16 protein-coding genes, 1 tRNA gene and 1 pseudogene are annotated in these 15,438 nt (G+C 33.3%); 1 reads left to right on the forward strand and 17 read right to left on the reverse strand.

Annotation, left to right across the window (positions count from 1 at the left end; translation table 11 throughout):
- Positions 1 to 215, forward strand: a pseudogene (locus tag BLV37_RS12855) (IS110 family RNA-guided transposase); the annotation flags it as partial.
- A 224-nt stretch (positions 216 to 439) separates the two neighbouring features.
- Here the strand turns inward: BLV37_RS12855 and BLV37_RS12860 are convergent.
- The 17 genes from BLV37_RS12860 to BLV37_RS12940 form a co-directional block, all read right to left on the reverse strand.
- The gene (locus BLV37_RS12860) at positions 440 to 2,095 is read right to left on the reverse strand and encodes a putative manganese-dependent inorganic diphosphatase (RefSeq protein ID WP_091732248.1); all 1,656 of its coding nucleotides are present in this window, start codon (positions 2,093 to 2,095) and stop codon (positions 440 to 442) included.
- A gap of 169 nt (positions 2,096 to 2,264) precedes the next feature.
- On the reverse strand, positions 2,265 to 3,239 hold the full coding sequence (locus tag BLV37_RS12865; RefSeq protein WP_091732251.1) for an RnfABCDGE type electron transport complex subunit B: 975 nt from the start codon (positions 3,237 to 3,239) through the stop codon (positions 2,265 to 2,267).
- Between the two features lie 15 nt (positions 3,240 to 3,254).
- Positions 3,255 to 3,827, reverse strand: a complete 573-nt coding sequence (rsxA, locus tag BLV37_RS12870; protein ID WP_091732253.1) for an electron transport complex subunit RsxA — start codon at positions 3,825 to 3,827, stop codon at positions 3,255 to 3,257.
- 13 nt (positions 3,828 to 3,840) lie between these two features.
- Positions 3,841 to 4,440 (reverse strand): electron transport complex subunit RsxE, encoded by a 600-nt coding sequence (gene rsxE, locus BLV37_RS12875; RefSeq protein WP_091732256.1) that lies wholly within the window; start codon positions 4,438 to 4,440, stop codon positions 3,841 to 3,843.
- A gap of 24 nt (positions 4,441 to 4,464) precedes the next feature.
- Positions 4,465 to 5,043: an RnfABCDGE type electron transport complex subunit G gene (locus tag BLV37_RS12880; protein WP_091732259.1), complete on the reverse strand. Its 579-nt coding sequence runs from the start codon at positions 5,041 to 5,043 to the stop codon at positions 4,465 to 4,467.
- A complete protein-coding gene (locus BLV37_RS12885) occupies positions 5,036 to 5,974 on the reverse strand; it encodes an RnfABCDGE type electron transport complex subunit D (RefSeq protein ID WP_091732262.1) in 939 nt (312 codons plus the stop codon). The genes BLV37_RS12880 and BLV37_RS12885 overlap by 8 nt, the downstream gene beginning before the upstream one ends.
- 16 nt (positions 5,975 to 5,990) lie before the next feature.
- Complete coding sequence (gene rsxC / locus BLV37_RS12890; protein ID WP_091732265.1) at positions 5,991 to 7,316, reverse strand: electron transport complex subunit RsxC; 1,326 nt, start codon at positions 7,314 to 7,316, stop codon at positions 5,991 to 5,993.
- A gap of 313 nt (positions 7,317 to 7,629) precedes the next feature.
- Complete coding sequence (locus BLV37_RS12895; protein ID WP_091732267.1) at positions 7,630 to 8,175, reverse strand: ATP-binding protein; 546 nt, start codon at positions 8,173 to 8,175, stop codon at positions 7,630 to 7,632.
- 6 nt (positions 8,176 to 8,181) lie between these two features.
- Complete coding sequence (locus BLV37_RS12900) at positions 8,182 to 8,895, reverse strand: PHP domain-containing protein (RefSeq protein WP_091732270.1); 714 nt, start codon at positions 8,893 to 8,895, stop codon at positions 8,182 to 8,184.
- Between the two features lies 1 nt (position 8,896).
- A complete protein-coding gene (locus BLV37_RS12905; RefSeq protein ID WP_091732272.1) occupies positions 8,897 to 9,229 on the reverse strand; it encodes a DRTGG domain-containing protein in 333 nt (110 codons plus the stop codon).
- A 12-nt stretch (positions 9,230 to 9,241) separates the two neighbouring features.
- Positions 9,242 to 10,510: a [Fe-Fe] hydrogenase large subunit C-terminal domain-containing protein gene (locus tag BLV37_RS12910; RefSeq protein ID WP_091732275.1), complete on the reverse strand. Its 1,269-nt coding sequence runs from the start codon at positions 10,508 to 10,510 to the stop codon at positions 9,242 to 9,244.
- A gap of 22 nt (positions 10,511 to 10,532) precedes the next feature.
- Positions 10,533 to 10,973 carry an ATP-binding protein gene (locus BLV37_RS12915; RefSeq protein WP_091732278.1) on the reverse strand — a complete coding sequence of 147 codons (441 nt, stop codon included), beginning with the start codon at positions 10,971 to 10,973 and terminating at the stop codon, positions 10,533 to 10,535.
- The gene (locus BLV37_RS12920) at positions 10,974 to 11,363 is read right to left on the reverse strand and encodes a DRTGG domain-containing protein (RefSeq protein WP_483145413.1); all 390 of its coding nucleotides are present in this window, start codon (positions 11,361 to 11,363) and stop codon (positions 10,974 to 10,976) included.
- A gap of 100 nt (positions 11,364 to 11,463) precedes the next feature.
- Positions 11,464 to 12,027, reverse strand: a complete 564-nt coding sequence (locus BLV37_RS12925) for an SPOR domain-containing protein (RefSeq protein ID WP_091732280.1) — start codon at positions 12,025 to 12,027, stop codon at positions 11,464 to 11,466.
- A 291-nt stretch (positions 12,028 to 12,318) separates the two neighbouring features.
- Positions 12,319 to 12,404 (reverse strand) — tRNA-Leu (locus tag BLV37_RS12930).
- A 113-nt stretch (positions 12,405 to 12,517) separates the two neighbouring features.
- On the reverse strand, positions 12,518 to 14,281 hold the full coding sequence (locus tag BLV37_RS12935) for an ABC transporter substrate-binding protein (protein WP_091732283.1): 1,764 nt from the start codon (positions 14,279 to 14,281) through the stop codon (positions 12,518 to 12,520).
- An 18-nt stretch (positions 14,282 to 14,299) separates the two neighbouring features.
- Complete coding sequence (locus BLV37_RS12940) at positions 14,300 to 15,346, reverse strand: nicotinate phosphoribosyltransferase (RefSeq protein WP_091732285.1); 1,047 nt, start codon at positions 15,344 to 15,346, stop codon at positions 14,300 to 14,302.
- Positions 15,347 to 15,438: the final 92 nt, after the last annotated feature.

A 15,438-nucleotide genomic window follows, 5' to 3' on the forward strand; every position in this document is an offset into this window, starting at 1 on the left:
AATATCTTAGATACTACCTGATTGAGGCTGCTAACAGTGTTCGAAACCATATACCAGAGTATAAACAATTTTATTACAAGAAGTACGGTGAAGTAACTACCCACCAACATAAAAGAGCACTCGCACTTACATCTCGTAAATTAGTACGACTGATTTTTGGATTGCTGACTAAAAATCAAATCTACTCCACCGATAAAGTTGGAGAGATTCAATAAAATATTTTCCCTTCTCAAACCTATTTTTCTCAAAAAAATTATAGGTTCTATTAAGATTACTCTTTTTTAATTGTTTCTTTTATTTTCTTTAAAAATCATCTCTTGACATATTACCAGATTGCTCCTAATGAAAGAATAATAATGCTGTTTTAACTCTATCAATTATCATTCACAAATCAGTCTCTCTGGCAGAATATATGCTCAAGCATTGTTTAAATTAAATTCTATAATTCCTTAATATCTGTTAAAATATTTGTAATAGGTGGAACTACTTGCTTTTTCCTTGAGAGTACATCTGGTGCATAAAAGGAATTGCTGACAAGGGTTTTGCCAAAAGCTTTTGCTACTAATTCCTTGTTATGTCCTACTATTATCATTTCTGATGCTTCTTTAAATATATCTGTTAGCATTAAGATAAATATTGAATAGTCATGTTCCTTTGCTCTTTCTTCCATTAAAATTATCAAATCTTTTTTCATATCTTTTAGACTATCAGGGTCCATAGTATATACTTGTGCTATTCCTATCTTATTTTCATCAATAGTAAATGTTTTAAAATCCTGGCTTAATAGCTCCTGTGGTGTTTTCCCTACTAAGGAGGTTCCTGCCTTAAACATTTCTGTTGCAAACTTTTCTACATCTAAGTCAGCAATCCTTGCTAATCTTTCTAGAATAATTTTATCTGTATTTGTAGAGGTTGGAGACCTAAATAATAAGGTGTCTGAAATTATAGCTGCAGCTAAAATTCCTGCCATTTTCTTTGAGGGCCTTCTACCGTTTTCAAACATTATAGATGCAATTATTGTAGATGTACTGCCTACTGGCTCATTCCTAAAATATATTGGAGTACCTGTAAACACATCTGCTACTCTATGGTGGTCTATAATTTCTAATATTTCACATTCTTCTAAGCCATCAACAGACTGGCTACGCTCATTGTGATCTACCAAAATTACTTTTTTCTTCATGCTAGATATTAAATGATATCTAGATATTAAACCTACTACCTTATTATTGTTATCATCATCTATTACAGGATAGGATCTGTATCTTGTCTGCGCCATCTGTTCTTTTACATTATCCACTAGATCATCAAGATTAAATGCTATTATGTTATCTGTGGTCATTACATGGCTTAGAGGAACAGATTGTGTTATCAGTCTAGATGTTGTGAAGGTATCATATGGAGTAGATATTATAGTTATATTCTTTTCCTTGGCTAAACTTATTATTTCTTCATCTACCTTTGCATTTCCAGTTACAATCATTAAAGAAATTTTTTTATTGATTGCAAGCTTTTGAACATCTTTTCTGTCACCACATATGGCTATATCGTTTTCTTCTATATATTCACTCATGGATTTAGTTTCCATAGCTAAAACACAGATTTTACCCTTAAAAGGCTTCATTGTATTCGGAATTAAAACAGACTTAGCAGAAAGAGTATCTATAATATTATCTATGGAAGTACCTGATTTCCCTAATATGCCATTATCCCATACTTCTATATAGGACTCCATTATATCTGATATGGTTACAATCCCTGCTAGCAGTTCGTTTTCATCTATAATAGGGAGACTGTTTAAGTTGTTCTTCTTCATCAATTCTAGAGCCATACGCAAGGATATATCTGGTCTAATAGGTGCTATTTTATCAAAGCTTAAGTCTTCTACGCTTAGCCTTACTGTTTCTAAAAGAATAGGCTCAGAAATCCCAAAGTAATCCAGTATAAACTTAGTTTCTCTATTTATTTCTCCAAGTCTTACAGGAATAGCATTAACGTCCCCGTTAGTATTTTTATACTCAGCATATGCCAAAGCTGAACATATTGAGTCTGAATCGGGATTCTTATGACCTGTTATGTATATTGTTTCTTTCATATTTGCTCTAGCCTCCAATCAGGTTAATTATTATACATATTATATCATCAAAATCAAATTAATAATTATTCATTACTTAAATAGTATATATATTTTAAAATTATATTTTATAATCTCATAATTTAAGAATTTGAAAAAGAAAACCTGCTAAAATTAGCAGGTTTTTGTATTATCTCATTTCTATTGCATCCTTAGGGCATTTTTTCGCACATGCTCCACAGCCAATGCATTTGTCCTCTATTACTTTGTGTTTTTCTTTAAGCTCTCCTTCAATAGCATCTACTGGACACTGTTTTTTACAGATTGTACAGCCTATACACTTATCCTCATGAATAAAAGCTTTTTCTCTCTTTGAAAAATCTGCCCATATAGCTTTAGTTGGGCATTTTTCCGCACATATCATACAGTTCGTACACTTGTCATAGTTAATCCTTGCAAGATTGTTCTCAAACTCCATTGCATCAAAGGGACATGCTTTAACACAGATCTGACAGCCTATGCATCCTATAGTACATTTAACTTTAACATCCTTACCAAATTCTTTGCTATTGCAATCTACTATTACATTTTGTTTGTAAGGCACCATTTTAATCACAAGCTTAGGGCAAGCATCAATACATTTGCCACAGGCAGTACATTTTTCAGGATTTATAACTGCTATTCCATCTATTATATCAATAGCATCAAATTGACATACTCTGACACAAGTACCTAAGCCTAAGCATCCATAAGAGCATGACTTGCTTCCACCTGAAACTAAAACAGCAGCTTTACAATCCATTACTCCATTGTATTCAAATTTTTCAGTTGCATTGCAGCTAGTTCCTTGACATATTACTCTAGCTACTTTTTTGTCCGTAGCCTCCGCAGTTACTCCCATTATTTCTGCAATTTCCTCTGCACATGATGCTCCTCCAACAGGACAAGCATTTACTGGTGCACTTCCATTTGCTATAGCATTAGCCAAACCATCACATCCAGGGAATCCACATGCTCCACAGTTCGCTCCTGGTAATGCTCCTCTTACCTGTTCCACCTTTGGGTCTACTTCTACAGCAAAAACCTTAGCTGCTACAGCAAGTCCCGCTCCAAACAAAAGTCCCATACTACCTAAACTGACTACAGCCGTCACTATATTATTCATTGTCTCATTCACCTCCTACACAAGTCCAGTGAAGCCTAGAAAAGCTATTGACATAAGTCCTGCTGTAATAAGAGCAATAGGGAAACCTTGTAAAGACTCAGGTACATCTGCTAATGCAAGTCTTTCTCTAATACCCGCAAAAAGCACTATAGCAAGAGTAAATCCTATAGCTGCTCCAACAGCATGAACAACATTTTTCAATAAAGATAATTCCATTTGAATATTTAATATAGCAATACCTAATACTGCACAGTTAGTTGTTATAAGTGGTAAATATACTCCTAATGATTGATAAAGAGTCGGGCTTGATTTTTTGATAAATAATTCTACTAACTGAACTAAAGCTGCAATAATAAGTATAAAAGCTATAGTTTGCATATAACCTAGTCCGAATCTATCTAATATAGATATCTGTACTACATAAGTTGCAGCTGAGGCTATAGCCATAACAAAAGTTACTGCTGCACCCATTCCAAGAGCAGTCTCTACTTGTTTAGACACTCCTAAAAAAGGACAAATACCTAAGAATCTTGACATTACAAAGTTATTTACTAATATTGCACTAACTAGAATTGTAACAAAGCTCATTTGTACCCCTCCCTTAATTATTTATAGCTTTCTTTTTTTTAAGCCAATTACTAAAGCCTATCAATATTCCTAAAGCAAGAAATGCGCCAGGAGGTAATATCATTATTAACGCAGGTTTAAATGCCTCACCAAAAACTTGATATCCAAATATGGAGCCTGAGCCTAGTATTTCTCTTACTATTCCAAGCAGTGTAAGGGCCCATGTAAAACCAAGTCCCATACCAACTCCATCAGCAATTGATCTAATTGGTCCATTTTTAGATGCAAAAGCCTCTGCTCTACCTAATATTATACAGTTTACAACTATTAATGGAATGAATAAGCCTAATGAAGCATATAGTGCAGGTACATAAGCATTCATTAGCATCTGTATTAAAGTAACAAATGATGCAATTATTACAACAAAAGCTGGTATTCTAATTTTATCTGGTATAGCTTTTCTTAAAAGTGAAATAACAAGGTTTGAACCTATTAGTACCGAAGTAGTTGCCAACCCCATAGACATACCACTAATAGCAGATGTTGTAACTGCTAATGTGGGACACATGCCTAATAGCTGAACGAAAGTTGGATTTTCATTAATTAATCCGTTTTTTATATCTTTAAAGCCCATGCTTTCACCCCCAACATTAAAAATCTATTTTGAAAGTTTATTATTAAATACGTCTAAGGCTATATTTACTCCATCAGAAACGCTCTTTGAAGTAATAGTTGCACCTGCTATAGCCTGTATCTCATTTTCTTTTGGTGCAGATTTTACTACTGCAATACTTGGCGAAGTTAACTTCTCAAGAAACTGGTTTTGAAATTCTGGCTTAGTTGCATTAGCTCCAAGTCCCGGAGTCTCCGAATGACTTACAACTTTCATCCCAGTAACCTTTCCATCTATAGAAATGCCAGTTATTATCTCTATTTCACCGCCATATCCTTTAGATACTGTCTTAATAGTGTACCCTGTCAATTGGCCACTTCCGGAATTGCCCATATATATTTCTTTTACCTTATCATTATCTAATACTATTTCTTCAAATTCTTTTTCGTCTAAAGGCACAAAACTTTGTGCCAATGGTAATACTTCTTGTCTTGCCTTATTGTTTTCTTGTTCTTGAACCTCTGCAATTATTCCACTTGTGGCATTATTAGCTACTGCAAGAACTGAAGCAGCTATTGCTGTTATTATGAAAAGAATTAGACCAAGCTTAATAATCTCACGCATTCTGCTTCACCTCCCCAAATACTTTAGGGCTAGTATATTTGTCTATAAGTGGAGCTGCTACGTTCATTAAAAGTATAGAATAGGAAACTCCCTCTGGATATCCACCCTTTAATCTAATAATAGCTGTTAATAGTCCAGCACCTATTCCAAATATTATTTGTCCTTTTTTAGTAACAGGTGATGATGAATAGTCTGTAGCCATATAAAATGCTCCTAGCATCAAACCTCCTGCCAGTAAATGATAAACAGTGTTTTCTACTCCACCACCAAAAATAAGCATCATGACAACAACTGTACCTATATAAGTAAATGGTATTCTCCAGTTGATTACTCCTCTATATAGCAGATAAATTCCACCTAGAATTAATAATAAAGCCGATGTTTCTCCTAAGCTACCTCCAATGTTACCCATTAGCATATCTGTCATAGAAAGAGCGCCTTCTGCTTGTCCTTTTAGTATTGCCAAAGGTGTAACAGTACTTATAGCATCTACTCCTGGAGTAACCCAATCTGTCATTATTGTAGGCCAGGATGCTAACAGCATTGCTCTAGCAGCTAGTGCAGGATTCATGAAATTATGACCAAGTCCACCAAAAAATTGTTTTACGATACCAATTGCAAAGGCAGAGCCGATAACTGGTATCCACCATGGTGCTGAAGATGGAATATTAAATGCTACTAATAATCCTGTTACAACAGCACTTAAATCATTAATTGTTATAGGTTTTTTCATAGCTTTTTGAAATATAGCTTCTGTAATAATTGCTGCGGCAACAGAAAGTACTATTAATTTTAAAGCATTAAACCTAAAAAAGTATATGCTGGCTAATGTGGCAGGAAGAAGTGCTATAATTACGTCCAGCATTATTCTGGAAATAGTTTCATCTGACCTTATATGTGGAGAAGATGAAGCTATTAATCTATTTTCCATTACTACCCCTCCTCTATTAGCTCTTTCTTCTTTTTGCTATTACTTCTTTTTTTGCTACTCTAATTGACTCTAATAGCGGTCTCTTAGATGGACAAATATATGAACATGAACCACACTCAATACAATCTAACACATGATATTTTTGTGTATCATCATACATACCTTTTAAAGATAACTGGCTTATAAACAGTGGTTGCAGGTTTACTGGACAAATTTCTACACATTTAGCACATCTAATACAAGGATCTGGCTTTGGAATTCTAGCATCCATTTCATTTAAAACTAGTATTCCAGAGGTTCCCTTTATAGCAGGTACTTCATCTGTAAACTGAGCTAGTCCCATCATTGGTCCACCCATTACAAGCTTTCCAAGAGTTCCTTTATATCCGCCACACTGTTCTATAATATCTTTAAATGGTGTTCCTATTCTAACTAAAAGATTTTTAGGAGTATTTATTGCACTACCTGTAACTGTAACTATCCTTTCCACTAAAGGCATTCCTGTCTGTATAGCATTAGCAACAGCTACTGCAGTACCAACATTGTTAACAATAACACCTACATCCATAGGTAATCCACCAGAAGGAACCTCTCTTCCAGTAATAGCGTTTATTAAACGCTTCTCATCTCCTTGAGGATATTTTGCTACAAGAGATACTACCTCAATGTTTTCTTCATTTTCTATGGCTTTCATAATTGCAGCTATAGCATCAGGCTTGTTGTTTTCAATTCCTATATAGCCCTTATTTACACCTACAGCCTTCATTAATGCTTTAAGCCCATATACAACTTTTTCAGGCTGCTCTAGCATTACTCTGTGGTCTGCAGTCAAGTAAGGCTCACATTCTGCACCATTTAGAATAACTGTATCAATTTTTTTGTCTGGTGGTGGAGACAGCTTTACATGCGTAGGGAAACCAGCTCCTCCTTGACCAGTTATTCCGGCTTCTTTAATAATACTTACTATCTCTTCTTTAGTAAGTTCCTCAATATTACCTTTAGGTTTAACGTTTTCATCTACCTCATTTAGTCCATCAGATTCTATAATAATGCACATAGCATTACCTGTTGGAGTATCCATAGGAGCTACTCTTTTAACTGTACCAGAAACTGTTGCATGTATTGGTGCAGATACAAAGGCTTTTGCTTCACCAATTTTCTGGCCAAGCTTCACTTTATCTCCTACCTTAACAATGGGTTCACAAGGAGCGCCAATATGTTGCTGCATTGGTATTATAACAACCTTTGGTTCTTCAGCTTTTTCTATCTCAGCTTTTTCTGAGTATTCCTTATAATGTGGAGGATGTATCCCACCTTTAAAGGTAAAGCTTTTGAATTTCATATGTTTCACCTCTTGTAAAATAATTTTAGTGTGCAATAATTAATACTTTTCTTAAAGTTCTATTATTTAAGAAAAATACCTTCATTGATAATAAATAAACAAAACCCTTATGTTTTATGAATTAATAACAAAGATTGATAATAATTAAACAATCTTTGTATGTTTTGTAATACTTTCTCTTTTTTGCTTATATTTCATTCTGTTTCTTATCCTAATTTAATAAGGACCCTAGATAGAGTCCCTATACACAATACATATTATATCATTTTTCTTGTGTATTGTATACATATTGTCAATTATCGTCATATTGTTTTTATTTAGACAATAACGACTTTATATTTTCGTTTATATAATCTTGTAGCCATAATATGATTTCTGGGGAATTTATTTCTACTTCCCCGAGAATTTCTTTAATTTCTTTAGTATTGAGTACAAAGATAGAATCATTTATTTTGTGAGTGTAAATATAATCTATCTGTTCTTCTCTACTAATTAATGCTGCCATAGTGCTCCCCATATTTCCTAAAGGTGCCCTATCAATATGATTGTGTTTAAAGGTAATCACTACCTTTGTTCCCTTACCTTTTTCAGAAGCTATATTAAGATTACCATCACATCTTAGTGCTGCTGATTTCATAAGCGATAAACCAAGTCCTACATTTCTAGTTTTTCTTGTTGTTATGAAAGGATCATCTACAACACTTAACAAGCTAGCCTCCATACCTTTTCCATCATCTTCTATGCTTATGGTTAACAGATTATTAAGTATATCCTCAAAAACAAATATTGTAATATGCTTTGCTTCTGCATTTATTGAGTTTTCAACTAAATCTAATATATGCAGGGATAGCTCCTTCAATTTTCATCACTCCATATCCTTGAGATAGTCTACTACAGAACTAATTGAAGTAGCCTCTAAATCTAAATAATGGTTTGCTTCATTGATATGAGTTAAGTAATGAGCATCTGAATTTTTAATGATTTTATATTTGTCTAGTTCTAGTATTTTATTAAACTTAGACAATTTATTTAAATCATAGGCTTCAATAGCTTTGATATTTAAACTTTCTGGAATAAATCCTAAAGAAGATATAATGCTAAAAGAATTTCTATCTACATGAGCTGGAACAAGTACACCTTTATGCTCTTTAACTAATTCAAGTATTTCTTCTAGAGAATACTCACTACTATTTAGCAGCATTTTTTTTATATCTCCTATAACTTTATCATCTTTATCTAATACTAGCTGTTGACCAAATAAATCTTCTCTATTATCTATATTAGGCAGGCTATTGTAGATTATATCTTGAAACTTCATACCTTCTTCTATTGTTGGAAAATAACATAAAACATGGACTTCTTCTTTTGTATTAACCTCTATTCCTGGTACAACTACTATCCCTCTCTTAGCTGCAACCTCCATAGCTGGCAATACATTAAGCATAGAATTATGATCTGTAATAGCTATAACCTGGAGCTTTTTTAAAAAGGCCATATTAACTATATTATTAGGTGTCATATCATTATCTCCACAAGGCGATAATGCAGAATGTATATGGAGATCGTATGCCACTTTCATATTAAAGACCTATTTCTCTTAATTTGCAAGCCAATTGGTATGCACTCAAGCTAGATTTTATGAGAGGGATTCCCACTTCATTAGCTTTGTCTATAGTATCCTTGTCTATTTCCATGTCCTCCACTACAATTATTCCCGCTAAATCTACTAAGGTGGCAACTGCAATTATATTTATATGTGTTTGAATAGTTATCCATATATGATTTTGCTTTGCCTTTGACATTACTACACTTAGCAAATCTCCTATATATACTCCCTCTGCACACTTATCATCTGTGTTAAAGCCAGCAACAATCTCAAGCTCTAATTTGTCTACAATTTCTAAGAGTTTCATATGTCACCTCCACTATTTTTCTGTTTTTTTGACTTTTTCCTTTAATACAAAAATACAGTCATCTATTTTAGCCTTCTCTCTAACAATATCTTCCGCAAGAGCATTACATGAAGGTGCACCACAAGAACCACAATCAATTCCAGGTAAGGATTCTCTAATTTCTTTTAGCTGTTCAATCTTTTTCATAGCTTTGTGGATGTCACTGTCTAAAATCATAATTTCTTTTGGACTAATCTTTTCAGTCCAATGTATAAGGCCTTCTTTTACTAAATTGTCAATATATTCATCATTTATATCTTCATTTATTCCTGGTTTTTTTGCAATATTTCTTATTCTGCTTTTGGCAATAAAAGGATTTTCAACATTTAGGGGTCCTCCAACACAGCCTCCAACACAGGCTAGGCCTTCAAAATAATCAATGTTCTCTAGCTTGCCTAATTCAATTTCTTCCAATACATTGATAACATTTTCTATACCATCAACTGCCATATAATTGTCTATCCCAATAGCATAGCTTTGTCCACCTACTCTGCCCCAGCCAACACCATAGGGTGAAGCTTTTAGAAACTTTTCATCTTCTTCAGCTTTTTTTGCATGTTTTACTATATCTCCATATATTGATTTGATAGAAAACGCACCGTTAAGATAAGATTCTTTTATACCTATAGGCCTTTTTATGCTGGTTACTTTTGCTGGACATTGAGATAAATAGAATACTCCTATATCTTTAAAATCTAGTCCCTTTTCCTTCATTATTTTTGTTCTTGCAATTCTAGCTGCAACCTCCATTGGAGATTCTACTGTAATAATATTATCGATTAAGGAAGGAAACCTAACTTGTATTATTCTTAATATTGTAGGACACAAGGAAGAAATTACAGGCCTATTTAAATTGTTGTTTTCTAGCATATCTCTAATAACTACTGTTAATACATCTGCTGCATATCCTTCATCAATTACATAATCAAATCCAAGTGCTTTTATCCCTGAAAAAACCTTGTTCATATCTGTATCTATACTAAACTGTCCATATAATGACATTGGTGATATTGCAATATTATATTTATAGTTTTTAAGCACATCTAGCTCATCAGCAATAGCATTTTGAGCATGATAAGGACATACTCTAATGCACTCTCCACAATCAATGCACCTATCTTTGGTAATAACTGCCTTTTTATCTCTTATTCTAATAGCTTCAGTAGGGCATTTTCTCATACAGTTTGTACAACCATTGCATTTACTTTCATCTAATACTACAGAGTGAAAATAATCTTTCATTTCTATCACCTACTATTTTCTTCTATTTTGGCTTTGTAAATATTCTCATTGATACTAGGGTATTTCCACCTTCCTCAGACAATATGTGAAAATCATCTGAACACCTTTTCATATTTGGAATCCCCATTCCTGCACCAAATCCCAATTCTCTAACACTATGTGAAGCAGTAGAATATCCTTCCCTCATAGCTAAGCTAATATCTTTGATACCTGGCCCCTCGTCTAATGCTTTTATTTCAACTTCACTAGGAGATATACCTACTATAATCTTACCTCCATATGAATGGATTACTATGTTCATTTCTGCTTCATATGTTGCTATTGCAACTCTTCTTACGATTTGAGAATCAATTCCAAGCTGGGTCAATATTTTTTTTATATTACTAGAGGCTTCCCCTGCACTTTTAAAATCATTTTGTACAACATTATATTCTAGTTTTATCATATCATTATTTTTGTTCATTTATCTTAACACACCCTCTACCTCTATACCTTTCAATCCTCTTTCATAAAGCTTGCCGCTAGTAGTATAAAGAGTATACTCAGTAGTCATTATTGTTATATTTTTTTCTAAAGCTAAGTCTAATAAATCTTGACTCGGCATCTTGCCTCTAACAAATACAATAGCAAAAAGATCCACCATCTCAGCAGTTCTTATTACCTGTGGATTAGTAAGTCCAGTTAATAATATTGATTTATCGTTTATGAATGCAAGTACATCACTCATTAAGTCAGAACCAAAGGCTGAAAAAACCTCCCTATCTAAGAATTCCTCTCCTACTAGTACCTCTGCATTTAATATTTGTTCTATTTCTCTTAGCTTCATTTTCCCACCCCAATCTTGAATTTCCAAGCTTTAAAACCCCTTTAAATAAAATCCAACTATATCTAGCCTATAAACAATAATCAATTGGAAAAGGATTTCATTCACTATAATATAATTTTAACATACTCTATTGTTTTTTTGAAACTAAGTTTACAAAAGCATCTTCATATATTGGTTTTATACCTTCTAGATGCTTATATGCATCATCCCTAGAGTTAAATTCTCCTGTAAAGACCTTAAATGTTCCATTGCTAATAATAAATCCATCAATATTATTTTCCTTAAGCTCTTTGATAAAGCTCTCTGCATTAGTTATGCTGCTAAAGTTTCCGAGCTGTACACTATAAAATGTAACCTCTCTTTGCTCTTCATCTCCCGTATTAGGGAGACTATCTACTAAGTCAGTATTATCTGATGATTCTTCTGTGTCTCCTATTTGGTTATTTAAATCATCTTCATAAACTGAATCATTGCTTATATCATCAGCTTCTGTTTCTTTGTTTTCTTCTACCCTATGCTCTATTGGATTTAGAGTGTTTTCTCCTTCAGAAAGCCTAGGTAGAATTACATATTGCACTAAAAAAAATCCTAATAAGATAGATATAATAGGTGCTGCTATAAAAAAGGCAACAATTGTGTAAAGCCTGTCCTTTTTGTTTTTATTTATTTTCGTTCTAGTAATTCGTCTCATAGCTTGCCCTCCTCTTTCTTTATACTAATAGATTATGATAGCAATTTCAAATAAATTAATAAAATTTGATTTTTATTATGTCTATTATTGAAAAGATTTTAGACAACATCAAAAAGAGAGCCTTTACCTATTGTTATAAATGTTTATTCTATATATAACTTTTTTTCCCTGCAAAGTATTAAAAGTTAATCAATAATTCATTTTCTTCTAAATAAAAATAGCCCTCCTTTCATAAACAGATTTCTATTATTATATCTGTCTACTCAGGAGAGCATATTGTTTGTATTTATATGGTGCAGGACACGAGACTCGAACTCGTACGGTCTTCGACCGCTACCCCCTCAAGATAGTGCGTCTGCCAGTTCCGCCAGTCCTGCATTTAGGGTTAACGAATATATTATAATTAAAAACCCTTCTTCTGTCAACTATAATTTAATTCATTATAGCCTAGTAATTCCAGATTGAACTATAGCTCAATCTGGAATTATATTTAATCATTATCATTTAACAAATCTTCTTTTCTCTGAAATTCTTCAGGTATATACCATTCTGTAATGCTGTTGAGAGTATGGGTAAATGTAGGATTAATTTCACCTCTAATATTATTATTTACTAGTACTGATGAGTTAGTGAAAAATAAACTCACATATGGAAGTTCATCTATTATCAAGCTTTGAATATCTTCATATATTCTTTTTTTATCTTCAGCCCGTATAGTTTGCTGTGCAAGTGTTAGTAGTTCATCCATTTTTTCATTGCTATATCCTAAAAAATTTGAGCCACTATTTATTTCAGAAGAATGAAATGCAAAGGATAAATCAGGAATATAAGACATTTCCCAGCCTAATAAAACTATGTCGAAGTTGCCACCTGTTATTTTTTGCATTAAACCTTCCCATTGATTATTCTTTATTTCTTCAGTAACATTTTCTCCCTTATTTTCATTATAGTCCTTTACAACATCAATACCTATGCTAATTAAATTATTTGCTATTATATTAGCAGTTTCTCTTCTTAAATCATTATATGAATTAGTTGTAAGTCTTAGTGAAAGACGATTTCCATCAATATCTTCAAAAAAACCGTCTTTATCTTCGTCCTTCCAGCCAGCTGAGGTAAGTATCTGTCTTGCTTTATTTGCATTGAAGCCATATGAATTTGCTTCATCAGATATTAGCCAAGAGTCAGGATGGATAGGCACATCATTTCTTGTTGCATGTCCAAGATATACTTTTTCTATAATAGATTGTCTATCAATGGCATATGCTATGGCCTTCCTAAGCCCTTTACCTTTTTCCCCCATAAACATTTCGTTTCGAAAATTAAACCCTAAAAACTCATATTTATTTGATGTGAATTCATATATATCCACCTTTTTATTTTGCGCATATTTTTCCCAATCTACTCCTAGGCTTGTGGTTAAATCTATTTGTCCTGATTCAAAGGAGGTAATTGCTAATTTTTCATCCTTTAGAGATTTCCCAATAACTTTTGATATATACGGTTCTCCCTTCCAGTAATCCTTATTTGACTCAAGAATTACCTCTTTAAGTTTTTTATTTTCAACTACCTTATAGGGTCCTGTCCCTATGGCTTTATAGCCATCGGCCTTCAAGGCTCTTTCATAGGCTATTCTTATGTTTTTTTCTCTCACAAAAATATGACTTGGAACTATTGGGAATATAAGCCCCTCTAGAGCATTACCATAGGCTCTATCAAAAGTTAATCTCAAGTTTAGCTCATCAATCACCTTTACTTCCTTTAGATATTTTAGTGAATAGGACAATTTTATTATATCTGGCATTTCATTAGATAAAATATTAATAGAGAGACCATATTTTAAAGCATCTATTGTAAACTTTACATCATTAGAAGTAAAATCCTCTCCATCGTGCCATTTTACATTATCTCTAAGAGTAATGTTTAAAACTGTGCCATCCCCATCAAAGCTATAGCTTTCTGCTAAAACGTTCTTTACACTTAAATCACTATCCACATCAAATAATCCTTCAAATATAAGCTTACTAAATGCATACAGGGTCCTATCAGTAGCTAATATAGGATTAAGAGTTATAGTATAAGGCAATGGTACAATAATCTCTCCACCATATATAGGTGTGTCATCAATATTATCTTCAAAGCCTATTTCTGAATCATTTGTATTATCTAGATTTTCATTTAGATTACATCCACTTAAAGTAAATATTTGTAATATTACTATTGCTATTAATAAGCAAAGTTTCTTGCTTCTCAACCTAACTCCTCCTTAATGCTAGAGCATCTTTACAAGCTTAGGGTTATTAACAATTCCTGGTATTCTGCCCCGTTTTGCTATTGACACACCCTCTACTTCCTTAATGTCCATTGTCATATCAATTGCAGGTGCACCAGAAATATAGCTGCCTACTCCAAACGCATCAGCCCCTGCTTCAGATAATATTTTAATTTTCTCTGGTTTCAATCCACCTGAAACAAAAATCTTAACCCAGTTGTAGCCTTCCATATCTAGTCTAGCTCTTATTTCTTTAATTAAGTCAGGAGTAACTCCCCCTCTTTCACTAGGAGTATCTAATCTGATTCCGTATAGGTTTTTGCCCATTTCCTTTGCAAGCCTTAAGGTTTCCTCTACCTCATCTTTAAAGGTATCTACTAGCACAATTCTTTTATATGATTCTGGCATCACTTCATCATATTTCTGAGCTACTGTCAGAGTGTCACCTGCTACTAGAAAAGATGCATGAGGTAATGTACCTGTAGGATTCTCTCCTATTAACTTAGCGGTTAAAATGTTGCTTACAGAACTAGCTCCTCCAATTCTAGCTGCTCTTTCCATTACTGGTGCTACGGAAGGATGAACATGTCTAGTTCCAAATACAACAAAGGTTTTGTCACCACAAGCTTCCTTAACCTCCCTAGCAGCAGTTGCCCAGCCACTTGGACTAGCTAAACAGCCTAGAATAACTGATTCAAAAATAGCAAAGTTTTCATATGGTCCCTTTATTCTAACTAAGGTTTCCTTAGCTTGAAACTCTGTTCCTTCTTCAAGAGCCCACATTTCAACTCCATTATTTTTCAATATATTTCTAACCTCTTCTATGCCTACAAAAACACCAGGCTTTCTAGCAAAAATCTCTGCAACTACTTCCTTGCTTTTCATACCTAAACTGCCTAATACGTCCATGGTAGTAAAAAAATATATATCTGTAGTAAGCCCTGAAAGAATATCTTCATGAGTTGCAGAATGTAGCATCCTTTCATCCCTGTTAATATAATAATCCTGTACATCTTTAATACTTTTTAAGTAGCTCACAATTCTCATCCTCTCTTTAAGAATAAAAATATAATTTAAATAAATCCTAGTTATCTTGTCCTAAATATAAGTATAACAACTTTTCCTTTGTTTTTTAAGAT

The sequence above is a fragment of the Proteiniborus ethanoligenes genome (assembly GCF_900107485.1).
GTDB classification, from domain to species: domain Bacteria; phylum Bacillota; class Clostridia; order Tissierellales; family Proteiniboraceae; genus Proteiniborus; species Proteiniborus ethanoligenes.